This window comes from Paenarthrobacter aurescens (genome assembly GCF_025421775.1).
Classification (GTDB): domain Bacteria; phylum Actinomycetota; class Actinomycetes; order Actinomycetales; family Micrococcaceae; genus Arthrobacter; species Arthrobacter aurescens_B.
Window position 1 is genome coordinate 30,310 of sequence record NZ_JAOEFX010000010.1, and the last position, 17,416, is coordinate 47,725.

At 63.5% G+C, this 17,416-nt stretch carries 18 protein-coding genes; 3 read left to right on the forward strand and 15 right to left on the reverse strand.

The genetic code is table 11. The annotated features are described in order from the left end of the window. The first annotated feature begins 60 nt into the window (after positions 1-60). Positions 61-1,455 carry an OFA family MFS transporter gene (locus N7568_RS19195; RefSeq protein ID WP_261611377.1) on the forward strand — a complete coding sequence of 465 codons (1,395 nt, stop codon included), beginning with the start codon at positions 61-63 and terminating at the stop codon, positions 1,453-1,455. Next, on the forward strand, positions 1,452-1,559 hold the full coding sequence (locus N7568_RS28675; protein ID WP_435521702.1) for an MFS transporter small subunit: 108 nt from the start codon (positions 1,452-1,454) through the stop codon (positions 1,557-1,559). The genes N7568_RS19195 and N7568_RS28675 overlap by 4 nt, the downstream gene beginning before the upstream one ends. A gap of 24 nt (positions 1,560-1,583) precedes the next feature. On the opposite strand, the gene N7568_RS19200 is transcribed toward N7568_RS28675, so the two are convergent. From N7568_RS19200 to N7568_RS19230, 7 genes are all read right to left on the reverse strand, one after another. Continuing rightward, positions 1,584-2,546 (reverse strand): TAXI family TRAP transporter solute-binding subunit, encoded by a 963-nt coding sequence (locus tag N7568_RS19200; RefSeq protein WP_261611378.1) that lies wholly within the window; start codon positions 2,544-2,546, stop codon positions 1,584-1,586. Next, positions 2,539-3,951, reverse strand: coding sequence for a HAMP domain-containing sensor histidine kinase (locus tag N7568_RS19205; protein ID WP_261611379.1), 1,413 nt, complete (start codon positions 3,949-3,951; stop codon positions 2,539-2,541). The genes N7568_RS19200 and N7568_RS19205 overlap by 8 nt, the downstream gene beginning before the upstream one ends. Then, complete coding sequence (locus N7568_RS19210) at positions 3,948-4,610, reverse strand: response regulator transcription factor (RefSeq protein WP_261611380.1); 663 nt, start codon at positions 4,608-4,610, stop codon at positions 3,948-3,950. The genes N7568_RS19205 and N7568_RS19210 overlap by 4 nt, the downstream gene beginning before the upstream one ends. A 148-nt stretch (positions 4,611-4,758) precedes the next feature. Beyond that, positions 4,759-6,156: an MFS transporter gene (locus tag N7568_RS19215; RefSeq protein WP_261611381.1), complete on the reverse strand. Its 1,398-nt coding sequence runs from the start codon at positions 6,154-6,156 to the stop codon at positions 4,759-4,761. Between the two features lie 574 nt (positions 6,157-6,730). Continuing rightward, positions 6,731-7,180, reverse strand: a complete 450-nt coding sequence (locus N7568_RS19220) for a hypothetical protein (RefSeq protein ID WP_261611382.1) — start codon at positions 7,178-7,180, stop codon at positions 6,731-6,733. Further along, positions 7,177-8,079: a TIGR01777 family oxidoreductase gene (locus tag N7568_RS19225; RefSeq protein WP_261611383.1), complete on the reverse strand. Its 903-nt coding sequence runs from the start codon at positions 8,077-8,079 to the stop codon at positions 7,177-7,179. Before N7568_RS19225 ends, N7568_RS19220 begins: the two co-directional genes overlap by 4 nt. Beyond that, a complete protein-coding gene (locus tag N7568_RS19230; RefSeq protein WP_261611384.1) occupies positions 8,076-8,738 on the reverse strand; it encodes a TetR/AcrR family transcriptional regulator in 663 nt (220 codons plus the stop codon). The genes N7568_RS19225 and N7568_RS19230 overlap by 4 nt, the downstream gene beginning before the upstream one ends. Before the next feature lie 302 nt (positions 8,739-9,040). Between N7568_RS19230 and N7568_RS19235 the strand changes: the two genes are divergently transcribed. Then, complete coding sequence (locus tag N7568_RS19235) at positions 9,041-9,751, forward strand: queuosine precursor transporter (protein ID WP_261611385.1); 711 nt, start codon at positions 9,041-9,043, stop codon at positions 9,749-9,751. 15 nt (positions 9,752-9,766) lie between these two features. Here N7568_RS19235 and tgt read toward each other — a convergent pair whose 3' ends face one another. The 8 genes from tgt to N7568_RS19275 form a co-directional block, all read right to left on the reverse strand. Beyond that, on the reverse strand, positions 9,767-11,083 hold the full coding sequence (gene tgt, locus N7568_RS19240) for a tRNA guanosine(34) transglycosylase Tgt (RefSeq protein ID WP_261611386.1): 1,317 nt from the start codon (positions 11,081-11,083) through the stop codon (positions 9,767-9,769). 47 nt (positions 11,084-11,130) lie between these two features. After that, complete coding sequence (locus tag N7568_RS19245) at positions 11,131-11,841, reverse strand: SRPBCC family protein (protein ID WP_261611387.1); 711 nt, start codon at positions 11,839-11,841, stop codon at positions 11,131-11,133. 60 nt (positions 11,842-11,901) lie between these two features. Continuing rightward, positions 11,902-12,918: a DUF6707 family protein gene (locus tag N7568_RS19250; RefSeq protein WP_261611388.1), complete on the reverse strand. Its 1,017-nt coding sequence runs from the start codon at positions 12,916-12,918 to the stop codon at positions 11,902-11,904. 74 nt (positions 12,919-12,992) lie between these two features. Further along, positions 12,993-13,532 (reverse strand): NUDIX hydrolase family protein, encoded by a 540-nt coding sequence (locus tag N7568_RS19255; protein WP_261611389.1) that lies wholly within the window; start codon positions 13,530-13,532, stop codon positions 12,993-12,995. A gap of 77 nt (positions 13,533-13,609) precedes the next feature. Then, positions 13,610-14,218: an RraA family protein gene (locus N7568_RS19260; protein ID WP_261611390.1), complete on the reverse strand. Its 609-nt coding sequence runs from the start codon at positions 14,216-14,218 to the stop codon at positions 13,610-13,612. Next, positions 14,215-14,634, reverse strand: coding sequence for a RidA family protein (locus N7568_RS19265; protein WP_261611391.1), 420 nt, complete (start codon positions 14,632-14,634; stop codon positions 14,215-14,217). Before N7568_RS19265 ends, N7568_RS19260 begins: the two co-directional genes overlap by 4 nt. Then, positions 14,631-15,998: an MFS transporter gene (locus tag N7568_RS19270; protein ID WP_253466387.1), complete on the reverse strand. Its 1,368-nt coding sequence runs from the start codon at positions 15,996-15,998 to the stop codon at positions 14,631-14,633. The genes N7568_RS19265 and N7568_RS19270 overlap by 4 nt, the downstream gene beginning before the upstream one ends. 156 nt (positions 15,999-16,154) lie before the next feature. Continuing rightward, entirely contained in the window at positions 16,155-17,366 is a 1,212-nt protein-coding gene (locus N7568_RS19275; protein ID WP_261611392.1) for a PucR family transcriptional regulator, read from the reverse strand. Between the last annotated feature and the right edge of the window lie 50 nt (positions 17,367-17,416).

Sequence of the window (17,416 nt, forward strand, 5' to 3'; positions counted from 1 at the left end):
CATGGCTCGGGGCAACCTCCTCGTTGCACATAAGAACGTTGCACATAAGAAGGGGTCTATATGAGTTGGCTCGACCGTGATCGCACCATCGCGCCCCCAGGATTCAACCGCTGGCTCATTCCGCCGGCTGCGCTCGCGGTGCACCTATGCATTGGGCAGGCGTATGCGACCAGCGTCTACAAGACGGCGCTGGTGAAGCATTTTGATGCCAGCCTGACGCAGGTCGGAGTCATCTTTTCCATCGCCATTGTGATGCTGGGGCTGTCGGCCGCCGTCATGGGGACCTGGGTGGACAAGAACGGGCCCCGGAAGGCCATGGCCACTTCGGCCCTGTTCTGGACCGCCGGCTTTGTGGTGGGTGCCGTCGGTATCTTCACCAGCCAACTGTGGCTGGTCTATCTCGGCTACGGGGTTATCGGCGGCATCGGACTGGGCATCGGTTACATATCCCCGGTCTCGACGCTCATCAAGTGGTTCCCGGACCGCCCAGGACTCGCCACGGGTATGGCCATCATGGGATTCGGCGGTGGAGCACTGATCGCGAGCCCACTGTCCACCCAACTGTTGCGGTTCTATGACCCGAACTCGAGCGCCGAAGGCTGGGTGGCAAGCGGCGACTCAGTGGGCAAGCTGTTCCTCACGCTGGCGGCGGTGTACTTGGCATACATGTTGTTCGGTGCGTTCACCATCAAGGTGCCCGCAGCCGACTGGAAGCCGAACGGATTTGACCCTTCCACCCTCAAGTCCAAACCGCTTGTCACCTCCGATAACGTGTCGGCGGCAAACTCCATCAGGACCAAGCAGTTCTGGCTCGTGTGGATCGCCCTCTTCTGCAACGTCACGGCAGGTATCGGCATCCTGGAACAGGCCTCTCCCATGATCCAGGACTTCTTCCGGAACGCTGACGGAACGTCTGCGGTTTCAGTTGCCGTCGCCGGCGGATTCGTCGGCCTGCTGTCCATCGCCAACATGGGCGGTCGTTTTGCCTGGTCTACCCTTTCGGATGTCATCGGCCGCAAGCGCATCTATATGGTGTACCTCGGCGTGGGCGCGGCTCTCTATGCGGTCCTGGCGTTGTTCGGTTCGGGCACCACCCTGCTGTTCGTTGTTCTTGCCGTCTTCATCATTTCCTTCTACGGCGGAGGTTTCGCGACCGTCCCGGCGTATCTGAGGGACCTCTTCGGGACTTATCAGGTGGGTGCGATTCACGGCCGCCTTCTGACCGCGTGGTCCGCGGCCGGCATCGCCGGACCGTTGATCATTAACGGCTTCCTGGACGCCCAAGGAACCCCGGGTGAGCTCACGGCTGCCGCCTATCAGCCGGCCCTCCTCACCATGGTGGGTCTGCTGGTCATCGGTTTTGGAGCCAATCTGCTCGTCAAGCCCGTGAACCCGAAGTTCCACGAACCCGTCAAGACCGTCAGCAAAGAATCAGTGCTCGGAGGCACCAAATGACAGGAACAAGAATCGCAACCGTCTGGGCGCTGGTTGGTGTACCCCTCGCCTACGGTGTCTTCCAGACGCTCACCAAAGCCTCTGCCCTCTTCGGCGGCTCCTAAAACCCTTGGCGTCCATGGAGGACCCTAGCCGTGGAGGGTGCGGTAGGCAGCTTCGGCGGCCGGATGCAGCGGTACGCCCGCGGTGTTGATGAGTGTCTCGGGGCTAAGGAATTGCACGCCGGTGCTCGACCTCGGAACCAAGTCGTGGGCCTGTTCCACAAGGAGTTCCACGGTCCGCCGAACAACATGGTCGGCCAGGTCCCTCCTGCACAGGAGCAGGTTGGCTACACCCACGGTCCACACGGCAGGTGCGTCCCCGTAGCTGTTGGCGGGGATGAGGACGCGATCGTAGAAGAACCCTGACTGGGCACGGGTGGCCGGAATGAGTTCGGAAAGATCCAGGAGCCGAAGCCCCAGGTCCTGCGCAGCGGCTGCGATGGGTGCCGTCGGAACGCCGCCGGACTGGATCATGACGTCGATCGATCCGTCCTTGAGCGAGACCAGTGCCTGATTCAAACCAAGGTTGACTTGCTTCAAGGTCCGGGACGGTTCGGACAGGCCAGCAGCTGCGATGATGCGTCCGGCCGTCAGCGTGGTTCCCGAGCCCACTTCGCCCACACCCGCAGTCTTCCCCGCGAGGTCGGTGAAGGTCCGGATGCCGCTGTCCTCCCGCACGATGCAGTGAACGTAGTTCTGGTACACCTTGCCCAGCGCTACCAAATCGCCGGCGGGGTCCGGCGCTTCAGCTTGGGCTGCTGCATCGGCCAACGCGACGGCGAAGGTCGCCTTGCCGGACAAGACCCGCTGGATGTTCTCGAGACTCCCGCCGGTGGTCAGCGCGACGGCCCTCCCGGCGACGCGCTCCCGCTCCAGCAGGTCCGCGAGGAGGGTTGCGAACTCCAAGTAAAAGCCGCCGGATTCACCACCTGCAACGGTGAGCTCCTGTGGCTGTTCATCCGGCGTGCAGGCGGCGGTTGAAGCGAGCAGGCCAAGCGCGACGGCGGCTTTGAGGGCATCCCGTCGGGACATCGCAGGGAACTCAGGCATGCGCACCTTCCTGTGGCCGCGCGAATTCCAGCCGTGCGATGAGGCCGTGCGGCTCGTTCGGCTCAAGGACAAGCCGTCCACCATTCGCCTGGGCCAACCGCTCCACAATGGTCATGCCCAAGCCGTTGCCGGGGATTTTGCTGTGGTGCGGCGCCCGCCAAAACCTGGTGATGGACGCGGCCAGCTGCTCCGGTGAAAGGCCGGGACCGTCGTCGGAAATGACGACGGCGGTGCCTCCTTCCGTGGGTTTGGTCGCCACGGAGATGCGGGCCCCGGGAGCGTACTTGATGGCATTGGCGAGGAGTTCACCCACCATGTGGGCGAGTTCGTCGGGGTCGCAGACGATCTGGGTCGCATCTGCGGGGCCCTCCAAAGTCAGCCGTGCCCCGGCATTCCTGGCTGCCGGGGCTGCCCTTTCCACTTCGCCCTGCAGGACCGGGAAGGGATCAATGACGGCCAAACGCTGATGGTCTGCTTCATCCGCGCGGGCAGACCCCTCAAAAGCCCGGTGTTCCGCCGTAGCCAGCTTCAGCACGCCGTCGAGCATCTCCTCCACGCGCTCAAGTTCCGCAACTACGCCCGCGGCCGCAGCCTTTTCCGGCTCACTTTTCAGCTCCAGCTGCAGCAAATCGATCCGTAAGCGCAACGCGCCAACAGGGTTCCGGAGCTGGTGCGACGTATCGGCGATGAGCCGGCGCTGGGACTCCATGCTCTCGGTCACCGTATCCGCCATGGCCGTGAAGGAACGGCTCAGCTCACGCAGTTCGGGTGGGCCGGCCTCGGGAAGCTGACTGGTTTTGCCGGTGGTTTCCAACTCGTGGACTGCCTTGCTCAGTCTGTGGACCGGGCGAAGGACCCAGCCAGTGATGCGTAATGCCGCCAACAGGAGCAGCGCACCCAGCGCCACAGCTGCAAGCCCGACGACGAGCCACCGCTCCCGTAGCTTCTGACGGGCGGCGTCGAGGTCCACTTCAAGGACCACTTCGCCCAGTACCTGGCTGGCCGTGCCGAAGGACCGGGAGATGATGTCCGTGCCAGACCCGAAGGCGCGGATGGGATTCAGCGTGGTGTCGCTGAGGTTGAGGCTTGCCCGGTTGAGGGCGTCCCTGACCTCGGGTTGGTCCTCGCTGAGGTTGCCGGAACGTACTGTTTGCTGCTGAAGCCGGATCAGGATCCCCTCGCTGTAAAGCTCGGAATACCGGTCCATCTCGCGCTGGAGTTGGGTAGTGTCGTTGTCCTCTGCAGCGTCGCTGGCCAGTTGCGCGAAGCGGTTGAGCGCTGCAACGCGATTGATTTGTAGCTCCTGGGTGAGCTCCCGGCTGGCCGATGTCAGGATCACGGTGGACACCGTCACCACGATGACCACCACCAGCAGGCTCAAGATGCCCAGAACGCGGAACTTCACGGTTGCTCCACGCGATAGCCGACGCCGCGGACATTGATGATGAAACCGGGCAGCTGGAGTTTGGACCTCAGCCCGGTCAGGTGCACGTCCAGGGAACGTGAATGTGCCAGGAATGCGTCGCCCCAGAGCGCATCCAGGATCTGCTCGCGGGTGACCACCGAGCCGGCGTTCCTGACGAGGAGGCTCAGGAGGTCGAACTCCGTTGCTGTCAGGGCCAGTTGCCGTTGGCCAACGGCGGCCACGCGACGGTCGAGGTCCACTTCCAGTTCCCCGAGCACGATGCTGTGGGGCATGGTGTTGCCCGCCCTGCTGGTCCGACGCGTCACGGCCTCGATCCTCGCGAGCAACTCCACGAGTTTCACGGGTTTGACCAGATAGTCGTCGGCTCCCGAACGGAGGCCCAGAACCACGCTTCGCTCGTCGTCGCGGGCCGTCAGAATCAGGATGGGAACTGCTGTGACTTGGCGCAGCTTCCGCAATACGTCCAAGCCGTCCATGTCCGGAAGACCGAGGTCCAAGAGGATGACCTCGTGCTGCCGGTGGGCCAGGAGTGCGTCCTCGCCGCGGGATACCCGGGTGTGCTTATGGCCGGCCGAGGCGACGGCTGCGCTCAAGGCCGACGCCATGGCGTCGTCATCCTCGACGATGAGCACGTGCACGGTCTGGTTCCTTTGGCTTGCTGGGCTGGTTCGCTACGGTCTGGTTTGCTACGGTCTTGTTCGCCACTAGAGCTTAACGTTGTGAGGCCCGCTCTGCGCCCTTCGGAGTATCCAAAGTGCGCAGAACGGGCCTCACAAGGCAGTCAGGTCAGGCGTTGACGAGGTCCTTCTTGTCGTCGTCGTCCTTCGACGCGCCCCTCGCAGTGAAGGCGTTGCCCTGCTCGGCATCCAAGTGCGTGGGCTTCTTGTTCTTCAGCGCGAAGATGTACACCAGCAGCGAGATGAAGATCGCGGCGGTGACGTAGGTGAAGAACATGTCAACCTGGCCCGACTTCTGCAACGCTGCACCAATCAGCGGAACCGTACCGCCGAACAGTGAGTTGGCTATCGCGTAACCGAGCCCGACGCCGAGGGCGCGGATGGATGCCGGGAACAGTTCAGCCTTCACCAGCGCGTTGATGGACGTGTAGCCACCCACCATAAGCAGGCCGCCGAACATCAAGAGGAAGGCCACGAAGGGGTCCTTGGTTCCGGCAAGCGTGGAAAGCAGCGGCCACGTGAAGAGCACACCGGTCACACCGAACCAGATCAGCAGCGGCTTCCGGCCGATCTTGTCCGAGAGCATGCCGTACACGGGCTGCAGCAGCATGAAGATGAACAGCGCCCAGAAGTTGATGACGGAGGTATCGGTCTTGGCGATGCCGGACGTATCGTTCATGAACTTCAGGATGAAGTTGGTGTACGTGTAGAACGCCACGGTGCCGCCGAGGGTGATGCCGATGCAGATGAGCAGCGGCTTCCAGTGCTTGGTGAACAGCAGCTTCATGGTGCCAGGCTGTGCCTCGCCCTCAACCTTGACGTGCGCAGCGCGGAGCTGATCTGAGGAAAGGGTCTCTTCCATGGAGCGGCGAAGCCAGAGAACAACCAGCGCAGCAACACCGCCAATGGCGAACGGAATCCGCCAGCCCCAGGCCGTCAGGTCTTCCTTGCTCATGGTGTTCTGCAGGATCACCAGTACCAGGAGGGCCAGCATCTGCCCGCCGATCAGCGTGACGTACTGGAAGCTGGAGAAGAAGCCACGGCGCTTGGCCGTCGCAGCCTCGGACATGTAGGTGGCGCTGGTGCCGTACTCGCCGCCCACCGAGAAGCCCTGGATCATGCGGATAAACACCAGCAGAATCAGGGCCCACAGGCCAATAACGTCCTGCGTCGGCAGAATGGCGATGGCGAAGGAGCCGGCAGACATCATGGTCACGCTGAGTGTCAGGGCAGCTTTGCGGCCCTTGCGGTCGGCGTAGCGTCCGAAGAACCAGCTGCCGATCGGGCGCATGAGGAACGACGTCGAGAAGACCGCCATCGCCTCGAGGCCGGCCTGCAGGTCGTCCGCGGAGTTGAAGAAGTGCGACTGGAAATACGCCGCGAAAACCGTATAGACGTAGAGGTCGAACCACTCCACGAGGTTGCCCGCGGAGCCCTTGAGGATGTTGCTCACGGCCTTGCGTGTCTGGGCGGCTTCGCTCAGAGGTGCAGCTTGTTGGGTGCTCATCAATGAACCTTCCTGGACGGCGCCTGATACGGCAGCCGTGTCTTGCATGAGTTCGTTCTGTCCATGAAGCTCGTGCTCATGGCGTCCTTGCGCATGGCTCTTCGTCGACTAAGAAAGGCCCTCCGGGGTGAAGAGGACATGTTCCAAACTATGGGTGATGCACGGCACAGCCAACGCGGGAGGGGATTTCCTAACACTTCCTTAGGTTTCGGGTTGCGTTGGGGCGCGGGCCGGACCCACGAACGTTAATGCTCGACGGCGGCCGCTCGCCCCGGATGCTCTCACCGTCTGTCGTGTTTTGGTGGACCCTCTCTCACCGTCTGTCGTGTTTTGGTGGACCCTCGCTCACCGGCTGTCGTGTTTTGGTGGACCCTCGCTCACTTCATGGGGGTTTCGGGGGGTTCCGTGCTGGCATGGCGAAATTTTCGGGGACGGCCGAGGGAGCGACGCGACCCCGTGGACCGCCGTCGTCATCGCGTCATGTGAGTGAGCGTCCCTCCAAAGGCGCGAATAGGTGATGGAGGGTCGGCTGAAACTGTCAATGAGGTGAGAGAGCGGTGGGTTGGAGGGCCGATTAGCTGAGAGAGGGTTCGTCGTTGGTGCGGACGAGCTTCCAGATTGATAGCCGGCCGATTCCGGCGGCGACGGCCGTGCATACAGAAAAGCCAATAATCGGAAGTGTGCTGAAAAGTGCGCCGACCAACGCGCCGGCAGCAGTTCCCGCAACAACGAACGCAGCCACATGCACCCACTGATTGCGGACGGTGCGGAGTGCCTTGCCCAGCAGCGCTCCGATCGGCGCACCTACGGCCCAAATGGGTATTGCGCCGAAGAGGAAATACATGGCGCAATAGAAGATCACGAGCGGAACAGATTTGCTGGTCGCGCCGAACATCATTGGAACAAACAGCGCACAGAACGTCATGTGCGACACCAGGATTCCCACCACCAGGCCCTTCCATCCCAGCACTACCCGGTCCTTCGGGTCGTAGGGCCAGGCTGGCGGGGGACTGACCGCGCTCATCGATTCCCCTCGGCAATCTCGTTGAGAGCGCCAGCAAGCGAGGGATGCTCGAACGCGAACCCCGCGTCGAGCAGTTTCCGGGGCTCCACCCATCTGCTCTTCAGCACCAGTTCGGTTTGTGTTCGGATCAGAACGGCTCCGGCCTCGAGCAGCCAGGCCGGTGTCGGAATACCAAACGGAACACCCAGGCTTCGCCGAACCAGCGACATCAGCTCGCGGTTGTCCACAGGATGGGGCGACGCCGCGTTTACCGGACCCGTCAGCTCACCGTGGCCGTGGACGAACAGGACAACACGGAACAAGTCCTCCACGTGGATCCAGCTGAACTTCTGTGTACCGGGTCCCATGTGCCCGCCCAAGCCCAAGCGCGCGAGGTTTCGCAACGGACCCATCACGCCACCGCCAGGCCCCAGCACGATCGCAATGCGCAGGGGCACTTTGCGGGTGCCCGGCACATCAGCCGCCGCCAACTCGTCCTCCCATGCACGGGCGACGTCTACGGAGAACCCACTGCCCAGTTCACCCGAGGCCTCCGACTGCGGGTCATCTTCCGCGTGCCGGTAAATGGTGCCAGTACTCGAGTTGATCCAGGTCCGGGGCGGTTCGGCACACGCCGCCATCGCGCGGGCCAATGTTCGGGTCGTCAATACCCGGGATTCCAGAATCTCCCGCCGGTGCCGTTCGTCGTAGCGGCAATTCACGGACCGTCCGGCGAGGTTCACCAGCAGCTCGGCGCCGTTCAGCGCTTTGGTGATGGCGCCGTCGTCGTTCCAGTGAGCGTCAGCCGAAGCGTCCCGCCCAATCGTTCGGACCTGCCAACCCTCGTCAAGAAACCGCTGCCGGAAGTAGCTGCCAATGAAGCCGTTGGCGCCCGCGATTGCCACGGTCCGCTGCTTCACGAGTCTTCCTTGACGGTGCGGACGAGTCCCAGGACGTCGTCAAACACTTTGCCGACGCCGGGAATCTTGGCGAGCGACAGGCCCCGCGCCACCAGCGGCGCCGCCCCGTCGATCAGTTTGCGCGTTCGGCGTTGGCCCTCGGATTTGTCGTAAACCCAGAACAGTGCGACTCCCATGTACGCCAGCCACAGCAATTCGGGCAGGTCGCCGCGCAACTTTTTCGCAACGGCCGGCGAGGAACCGTCGACGGCGGAACGGAAGATCGCGAGCGAAGCCTCCCGGGCGGCGGTGGACGCCTCGCCGAACGGGTTGACGGGCGACGACGGCCGGATCGCCGTTGCGATGAAGTCGGAACCGAACTGGTGGTAAGGCGCCATGACATCGACGCCGGTATGCAGCACGGCTTTGAGGCGGCCAGCAAGATCCTGCACGCTTTCGAGGGCCTGGGCCGCGACCACCGCGTGCTCATCCTGCACCTGGATGTACAACTCCTGGACCAGCTCGTCTTTGGACGCGAAGTAGTAGTACGCGTTCCCCACCGACACCCCGGCCTCCTGTGCAATGGCGCGCATGGTGGTTTTCTCGAAGCCGATTTCGCGGAACATCTTCAGCGCGACGTCGGCTACCAGTTGGCGGGTCTGCTCACTCTTCGCTGCCATGCAGCACTCCTTCGATGAAACTTTTGAACGTGTTCAAGGACGAGTATGCCACCATTTCTGAACGTGTTCAAAACAGTAAGTGAGAGAGCGTCGGGGGAAAGGGCGTGAAAGGTGAGAGAGCGTCGGGGGGGAAGGGCGTGAAAGGTGAGAGAGCGTCGGGGGAAAGGGCGTGAAAGGTGAGAGAGCGTCGGGTGGGATAATGGAACCGGTGCCGGGCCACATGCCCCACCAACCACAGTGCTAATACAGCGGGGTGCCCTGAATGCAGGGGCCTGCGCGAACCACTACGAAATGGATGACCCATGCCCTCGCCCTCAGGCTCCAGTACCTTGAGCAAGCCCGCCCCACGCTTTGCTTCAATCGGCTCCCCGTATTTCGGCATCATGCTGGCCGTCATGGCCGTGGTGCTGATCCTGTCCAACATCGGCGCGTCCAAGGGCGTCGCGCTCGGGCCAATCCTGACTGACGGCGGGTTCTTCCTGTTCCCTCTCGCCTACATCCTGGGCGACGTGATGAGCGAGGTGTACGGCTTCAAGGTGGCGCGCAAGGCCATCATCACCTCGTTTGCCCTCTCGGTCTTTGCCTCCCTCTGCTACTGGATCATCATCGTGTTGCCGGGTTTCAGTGACGACTACAGCACCGCCAAGCAGGCAGCCATCGAGGGTGCCCTTGGGCCCGTGCCGCTGATCGTCCTTGGTTCACTCCTTGCCTTCCTGGCAGGTCAGACCATCAACTCGTGGATCCTCGTGAAGATGAAGGCCCGCACCGGCGAGAAGTCCCTGTGGGCACGCCTGATGGGCTCGTCCGTGGTGGGCGAATTCGTGGACACCCTGATCTTCTGCAGCATCGCCGCATCGGTCATCGGCATCACGGACTTCGGCTCGTTCCTGAACTACGCCCTGGTTGGCTTCGTCTACAAGACCGCCGTGGAGTTCCTGTTCGTCCCCGTCACTGTGCTGGTTGTCGGCTGGATCAAGAAGCGCGAGCCGAGCTATGGGGTAGCCGCAGCGTAGCCTCGAACTCGGCGACTACGAGTAGTACCGGCCCAGAGTCTCCGCCTTGAACTCGAAGAAGTCCCCGGATTCGATGGCCAGGCGGGCGTCGTCCACCATCTTCACCACGAAGCGTTCGTTGTGGATGGAGATGAGCGTTGCCGAGAGCATTTCCTTGGCCTTGAACAGGTGGTGGATGTAGGCCCGTGAATAGTTCACACAGGTGTAGCAATCGCAGCCATCCTGCAGGGGGCCAAAGTCGGTTTTATAGCGAGCCCCGCTCAGGTTGAACCGGCCAAACGGTGTGTAGAACGCGGAATTCCGGGCCACACGGGTGGGGGAGACACAGTCGAACGTGTCGGCGCCGTTCTCAATCGCAGTGAAGATGTCGTCCGGCTCGGAGATGCCCAGCAGGTGCCGCGGCTTGTCCTCGGGAAGTTCCTCGTTGCACCAGCGCACAATCGTGCCCAGGTTTTCCTTTTCCAGGGCCCCGCCGATCCCGTAACCGTCAAAGGGCATGGCGCCGAGGTCCTGGCATGCCTTGCGGCGAAGGTCCTCATACTGGGCGCCTTGGATCACGCCGAACAACGCCTGGTATGGCTTGCCCACGCGGGAAGAAGTCAAGGAATCGTGTTCCTCCAAGCACCGCAGCGCCCACAGACGTGTCCGCTCCAGCGACTCCTCCTGATACGCGCGCGAGTTCTGCAGCGTGGTGAGCTCGTCGAAAGCGAACATGATGTCGGCGCCGATCTGGTGCTGGACCTGCATGGAGACCTCGGGGGAGAAACGGTGCCGGTCCCCGTTCAGGTGCGACTTGAACCAGACGCCGTCATCATCGATGTGCGCCAGCCGCTCCTTGCCGGGCGCCACTGCGTCATCCGGTCCGGAGCTGTCCACGTTCTTCATGTCGATGACCTTCTTGAACCCCGAGCCCAGGCTCATCACCTGGAATCCACCGGAGTCCGTGAAGGTGGGGCCGGACCAGTTCATGAACGCGCCCAGCCCGCCGGCGGCGTCGAGGATTTCGGGCCCGGGCTGCAGGTACAGGTGGTAGGCGTTGGCCAGGACAGCCTGCGCGCCGAGGTCGGCGATGGACTCGGGCAGCACTGCCTTCACGGTGGCTTTGGTCCCGACGGCGATGAACGCGGGCGTCTGGATGGTCCCGTGCGGCGTGGTGATGGTTCCGGTGCGGCCCAGGAAGGCGCCGCCGTTGTCGGCTATCTGCGCGTCCGACGGCGAGCACGTCTCAGTCAGGCGCTTGCCTACCGAAAAGGCAAACTCGGATTGCCGGCCGGACAAACCTGGCAGGGCGGGAGCAGGGGAAGATGCAGGAGCAGATGAGGAAGCTGGCACGCTAACAAGTGTGCCAGCTTTACCGGGAGCAGCCTGCCGGATAAGCCCTACGACCCGTAGTTCGACTCTTTCCAGTTGTCCCACGAGGACCTGATGTCCGCCAAGGTGTGGGCCCCCAAATCGTAGGTCGAGGCAATCACCATGGAGCCGCCGTCGGGCCTTTTTTCCGGAATCGGCAGCTGTTCGGCGACGATCAGCAGGCCATCACCGTGCTCGGCGTAGCTGTGGACGGTGAGGCCCACCTGATGCCGGCTCTTGAACCAGACTTTGCCGGAAATCTTCTCGCCCGTGGAAAGCGTGAGCGAATACTCCTCTCCAACGGGCGGCAAATCCCCCAGCCCCAGCTTCTCAATCGCAGGACCGCCTTTGCCGGGCAGCGAGATAAAGTGTGTCCGCCGGTGCCCGTGCGGGTGCCGTTCCAGGGCAAAGCGCAGCTGATGAAGGAACGTGAGCCACCCCTGGGTGATGTCCTCGTCCCAGTCGGCCCACTCGGAATCATGGTCCAACGCAACCCTGGTGATCCGCACTTCGGTGCCGCCTGAAACTGGGTGGAGCTCAAAAATGTCCCCGCCGTTCACGGTCAGGCTCGTGTGATCGGGCCCTTCCACGACGTCTGTGTTGAAGTAGATCTGTTTGATTTCGTCGTTGAGATCGTCGGCTTCCCAACCATGCCATTGGGCCACCAACGACGGTTCACGCAGCATGGTCCAAACCTGCTGCGCATCGGCATTAACCACAACGCTCAGATTGTTCGTCATGGCCCCGAATCTACCGCCGTTCGCCCCCACATAACAGGTCTTGAAGCCGCTGAAACAGTGTCAGGCGCGCACCGATTCGAGTTCATTGCCGATCCGGCGCGCCAACTCTTCCTCGCCGATGGTCTTCGAACCGCCGTGGGCGCGCAGGAACATCAGCGCTTCGAGGCGAAGGAAGCGCCATTCGCGCTCGGCTTCGTGGTTGCCGTTGTCGATCGCGCGGAAGATTTCCTTGTCGTACAGGTTGGGTTCGTTGAGCGAGCGCTGGCGGACACGGGCGTTGATCCGGGCCTTGAAGGGGTCTTCTTCCTGGGACTCGGGGGCTCGCAGCAGCTTCTCGTACACCGCGGCGCGCTCCGCTTGCCCGGCTTCGCGGCAGATGAAACTGGACAGGGCCAGGGCCCGCTCGATCGACGCCCACCGGTCCAGGTTGCCGTCGAACGGCAGCACGTTCAGCAGGTCCGCGACGGCCAAAGCGTGGTCCGGATCGCGCAGGACGATGCACAGGTCGAACGCGAGGTCGCTGAGGTCCCGGAGGCAGCTTCCGGACTTGGTGTTGATGCCCTTGGCGAGCCGTTCGGACAGTACCTGGACGCCGTTCTTGCCCTTGTGGTTGGCGGCCGCGGCACGCACCACGGCTTCCGGGGTGCCGTCGGGCCCGGGGATAAGGGCCAGCTCTTCGGCGCTGGGTCCGGTGTACGTCGGGGGCGCCTCCGGGCGGGGAGGTACGACGACGGCGGGTCCAGCGGGAGCCTCAGCGTCCCCTTCAGCGGGAGTGCTGGGGTCGGGAGTGCTGGAGTCGGTGGTGCCGGGGTCGGGTGCGGCTTCAGTGGAAGCATCACCGGAGCCAGCCGGAACCCCGTCACCCACAGGAACACTGGACCCGACAGCGATCCGTACAGTGCCGCCGTCGACCATGGTCACCAGTAGCAAGGCGGCCACGCCGTAATCGTCGGCCTGCACCTCGATGCCGCGGATTTCCTCGGCTGGCCCGTCACCGGGCGGGAACACAAAATCTCCGGGCTGCAGGTCCCCAGCCTGCTTTTCTTTGTACTGCTGTGTGGCTGGGCTGTGAGTCATCGGAAGTCCTTTGGTTCTCTTGGGGTCCGCCGTCCAGTCTACAAAGACCAGCCGGGGCAGGGGCCGGGGACCCGCTAGAGAACGAGGCCCGAGAACGCCAGCGCCTGCCGCACGAGGTTCCCGCGGCCGCCGTCGAACTCCTGCTGGACGTTCTCGCTCAGGACCTCCTGCGGTGTCATCCACGTGAGTTCGAGGGCGTCCTGGCGGGGTTCGCATTCACCGGTCACGGGAATGATGTAGGCCAGCGAGACGGCGTGCTGCCGGTCGTCCGTGAAGCCGGTCTGCGACGGAGCCGGGAAGTATTCCGCCACGGTGAAGGGAACGGGGCTGATGGGCAGTTGCGGGAAGGCCAGGGGGCCGAGGTCCTTTTCCATGTGCCGCAGGAGGGCCGCCCGGATGGTCTCGCGGTAGAGAACGCGGCCGGAAACGAGGTAGCGGACCATGTTGCCGTCGGCGTCGCCCTGCAGGAGCGTGCCAACTTCGTTCACATACCCGAGCGGGTCCAGCCTGACCGGGACAGCCTCCACGTAGACCATGGGGAGTCGGCCGCGGGCTTCGAAGAGGTCTTCATCTGAAAGCCAGCCTGGATACGGGTCGGGTGTACGTACGCTCATGGTTAAGTTCTACCCCATCCCCAGCCGAACTTCCTTGGCGGCGTCCCGGTGGCTGCGGCGTTACGCTCTCGGCGGTATTAGAGCGCCAGAATGGATTCGAGGGGCTCGCCGGATGTTATGCGTGCAAGGATGGCCGGCTCCGCTGCGTCGGATGCGAGCGCCTTCTCCAGGACGTCGCGCGCAGCTTCGGGGGAGAGGACGACCAGCCCGTTGTCGTCGCCCAGGACCAGGTCGCCGGGGTTGACCTTCACACCACCGCACTGCACCGGGACGTTGACGGCGGAGCCGGTCCCGTGCAGGCGTTTGGTGGTCAGGCAGGAGGTCCCGCGGGCGAACACCGGCAAGCCGGTCTGCCGCAGTTCCAGTACGTCGGTGGCCACGCCATCAACCACGACGGCGGCAGCACCTTGGGCGAGCGCAGCGGCTGCCGTCACGGCCCCGACGGGCGCATGCTGGTGGTCGCCGCACATGTCCACCACCAGGACGTCGCCGGGCCGGAGCGCCAGGAGGGCATGGTTCATGGCGATGGCATCGTGGTCAGCGATCCGGACGGTGACGGCGGGTCCGGCAATCTTCACGTTGTCCAGGAGCGTCTGGATGGTGGGGGAGACGAAGCCGTCTTCGAGGAAGTGGCCGATGGTCGGGTAGCTGACGGCTGTCAGGTCTCCAAGGAGTGTTGGGATCATGGGGTGTCCTCCGGGGTGTCCGACGTGATGTTGGCCAGCACTGCCACGCATTCAATTTCCAGGGACACGCCCCACAGGCTGACGCACACGGTGGTCCGGGCCGGTTTGGCGGTGCCGAAGTATTCCACGTACACGCGGTTGTATTCCTCCAGCTGGTCGGGGCTGGTCAGGTAGGTGTTCACCTTCACCACGTGTCCCAGGCTGGACCCGGCGGCTTCCAGCACGCCCGCGAGGTTCTGGATGGTTTGCCGGACCTGCCCTTCAAAGGTGTCAGGTTGATGGTCCAGGCCGGTGATCGCTGGGATCTGGCCGGAGGTGAAGACGAAACCGTTGGCAATGACCGCCGGGGAAAAGGGCCCGACGGCGGGCGCCTGGCCGGGGATGCCGGCCAGGCGCTCGATGGTGCTTGGTTTCATTTGGCTGCCGCGGCTTCCGTGGAGCCGGCAAGAGCGGGAGCTTCATCGACGGCGTCGATGTTGCCGTAGCGGGTCTCTGTCAGCAGGAAGAGGGCCACCAAGGACAGTCCGGCCGCTGCCATGATGTACCAGGCGATCGAAGAACTCTGTCCCGTCATGCCCAGGAGCCACGTGGTGACGAACGGGGTGGCGGCGCTGCCCAGGAGGCCGGACAGCATGTAGGCCACCGACAGTCCTGAATAGCGGACCTTGGAGCCGAAGAGCTCGGCCAGGAACGTGGCGATGGGGCCATAGTTGGCGCAGAACGCAGTCATCATGGCCAGGTAGGCGACGAAGAGCAGCGCCACGGACTTGGTGTCCATGAGCCAGAACATCGGGAAGGCGAGAGCAGCTTCGGCTGCAACACCGGCGAAGATGATGGGCTTGCGGCCGAACTTGTCCGAGAGCTTGCCGAAGAACGGGATAAGGAACAGGCCCAGGATGCAGGAGGCCAGGACCACCCAGAGCATCAGGCTCTCGGAATGCCCAAGTTCCTTCTTGCCGTAGGAAACGCCGGAGGCCACCAGCAGGGTGAACGTGCTGCCCGTGGACAGGGTGGCGACGCCGCCCAGGACCACCTGCTTCCAGTACTTGGCCATCAGTGCGGCGAACGGCATCTTCGCCTTGGCGCCGGCGGTCTTGACTGCCTGGAAGGACGGGGTTTCCTCGATGTGCAGGCGGATGTAGATGCCCACGCTGACCAGGAGGACCGATGCCAGGAACGGGATACGCCAGCCCCATGAGTACAGGGCTTCGGTGCTGACGGTGGAGGCCACAATCAGGAAAGCAACGTTGGCGATCAGGGTGCCGGCGGGTACGCCAACCTGCACCAGCGACCCGTAGAAACCGCGACGGGCGGGAGGGGCATGCTCAACGGTCATGAGCACTGCGCCGCCCCATTCGCCGCCGAGGGCCAGGCCTTGGATGACGCGGAGGAAGAGCAAAAGAAGCGGCGCCATGATGCCGATGCTGTTGTAGTCGGGCAGGAGGCCGATGGCGAAGGTAGCCGCTCCCATGGTCAGGAGGGAGACCAGGAGCATGGACTTGCGGCCAAGCCGGTCACCGAAGTGGCCGAAGATGATGGCCCCCACCATACGGGCAATGTAGGCGGAAGCGAACGTGCCGAAGGCCAGCATGGTGCCGACGATCGGGTCGAAGCTGGGGAAGAAGATCTTGTTGAAGACAAGGGCCGACGCCGTCCCGAAGACGAAAAGGTCGTACCACTCGACGGTGGTGCCAATAACGCTGGCGAGGGCAATCTTGCGCATCTTTGCCAGGTCAAGCCTGGACGATGATGCGGGGGCAGTATCTACCGTGTGGGCCATCTGATTCTCCGGATGGGGTGCGGGGACGAGTGTCCGGTGCAAGGTAGCTACAACTATGGTGTGTGCCCGATCACACCATCAATGGCAGAACTCCCACCAAAATGGGCCCGGGAATGTGGAAACACACACCGGAGCGCCGCTGCGGCCGCGAAAGCGCTAGGCCCACGCCACCACCAGGCGGGCTGTCTTCGCGGGAACGGCCAGATCGATTCCCGTCAGTTCCTGGAAGCGGTTGAGCCTGTTGAGGATGGTGTTGCGGTGGCAAAACAGTTGCTCGGAGGTGACAGTGACATTGCCCGTGCCCAAGTAGTTCCGGACCGTTTCGAGCAAACGCTCGCGCTCGCCGCCCCGGCACTCCGCCAATGCCTCTTCAAGTTCCGCGGCGAGGTCCAATCCGGCGTCCTGCAGGTTTTGCTGGGCCAGCCGGGCCCATGCGGAATCGGCGGACAGCGGGCCGGCGTCGCGGGGCCGAAGGAGCGCGGCCAGGCTTTCGGCCGTGCGGGCGGCCGTTGGGAGCGCGCGGAGGCCAAGGACCTCGGGCACGTAGCCGCAGGGCACGTTCACGACGCCGGGTGGCAGCTGCTGTGCATCGCTTTCAGTGCCGTGCGCCTCGCCCCGGGTTTCGGGGCCGCGCGTCCTCGCCGCAGGCAGCGCCCAGAAAACGTAGGTGTTGCCGCCGGACTCGTGCAGGAACAATCTTTGCCGGGCATGCTGGCCTGAACCGAACTGGGAGGCTGCCGCCCTGAGCCGGGCCCCGGGATCGCCGCTCGCGGCGACCAGGGCGAAGCGTGATTCAGGGTTGATGCCCAATGCGGAAGCCACTTGCGCGGAGGTTTCGAGGGAGGGGGTGCTCTGGTTGAACAGGCGGGCTATGAACTCGCGCTGGATGCTGGACTCTTCTTGTGCCATCCTGACGCGTTCGGTCAGGTAGCTCGTGTGGGTTCGGGTGGCGAATTCGTCCACGACGCTCCATACCTGGTCCACCCGTGTCGCAAGCAGGGCGGCGTCCGCGGTGTCGGCGATTTCCAGCAGTTCGGCCCAGAGGATGCTGAAGTCCAGGCGTACGGCGGAGGTCAGGGATTCGGGGGGAATGCCGGCGCGGGCGCGTTTGGAGCCGAGGTCCGAGGCGAAATCCAGCAACCCGTCCCGACTGCCTGCTTGTCCGTTCCTCAGGCCGCGGATCAAGCGCCTGAACGTCTCCCGTGCGGTCTCCTGGATTTCCAGAACCGTCACCTGGCTTTCGCCGTATTCGGGAATTTCGCGGACCCGCGTGGTGAAGGCCTGCGCCAGGGAGTCCAGCCGCCCTTCGAGCTGGTCCACCAGCTGAGCCCAACGGACAGCATGCCCGGTTGTTTCAGAATTGTGCATTTACACATTCTAGGGCCTCGTTTCCGTGGTGGATCGCTAGTCTTTTTGGG

Excerpts from the sequence above, each read along its gene's own strand:
- N7568_RS19200 (WP_261611378.1), bottom strand. The coding sequence starts at position 2,546 with ATGCCTGAGTTCCCTGCGATGTCCCGACGGGATGCCCTCAAAGCCGCC.
- N7568_RS19245 (WP_261611387.1), bottom strand. The coding sequence starts at position 11,841 with ATGACGAACAATCTGAGCGTTGTGGTTAATGCCGATGCGCAGCAGGTT.
- N7568_RS19275 (WP_261611392.1), bottom strand. The coding sequence starts at position 17,366 with ATGCACAATTCTGAAACAACCGGGCATGCTGTCCGTTGGGCTCAGCTG.
- N7568_RS19195 (WP_261611377.1), top strand. The coding sequence starts at position 61 with ATGAGTTGGCTCGACCGTGATCGCACCATCGCGCCCCCAGGATTCAAC.
- N7568_RS19230 (WP_261611384.1), bottom strand. The coding sequence starts at position 8,738 with ATGGCAGCGAAGAGTGAGCAGACCCGCCAACTGGTAGCCGACGTCGCG.
- N7568_RS19255 (WP_261611389.1), bottom strand. The coding sequence starts at position 13,532 with ATGAGCGTACGTACACCCGACCCGTATCCAGGCTGGCTTTCAGATGAA.
- N7568_RS19235 (WP_261611385.1), top strand. The coding sequence starts at position 9,041 with ATGCCCTCGCCCTCAGGCTCCAGTACCTTGAGCAAGCCCGCCCCACGC.
- N7568_RS19270 (WP_253466387.1), bottom strand. The coding sequence starts at position 15,998 with ATGGCCCACACGGTAGATACTGCCCCCGCATCATCGTCCAGGCTTGAC.
- N7568_RS28675 (WP_435521702.1), top strand. The coding sequence starts at position 1,452 with ATGACAGGAACAAGAATCGCAACCGTCTGGGCGCTGGTTGGTGTACCC.
- N7568_RS19220 (WP_261611382.1), bottom strand. The coding sequence starts at position 7,180 with ATGAGCGCGGTCAGTCCCCCGCCAGCCTGGCCCTACGACCCGAAGGAC.
- N7568_RS19260 (WP_261611390.1), bottom strand. The coding sequence starts at position 14,218 with ATGATCCCAACACTCCTTGGAGACCTGACAGCCGTCAGCTACCCGACC.
- N7568_RS19215 (WP_261611381.1), bottom strand. The coding sequence starts at position 6,156 with ATGAGCACCCAACAAGCTGCACCTCTGAGCGAAGCCGCCCAGACACGC.
- N7568_RS19250 (WP_261611388.1), bottom strand. The coding sequence starts at position 12,918 with ATGACTCACAGCCCAGCCACACAGCAGTACAAAGAAAAGCAGGCTGGG.
- N7568_RS19265 (WP_261611391.1), bottom strand. The coding sequence starts at position 14,634 with ATGAAACCAAGCACCATCGAGCGCCTGGCCGGCATCCCCGGCCAGGCG.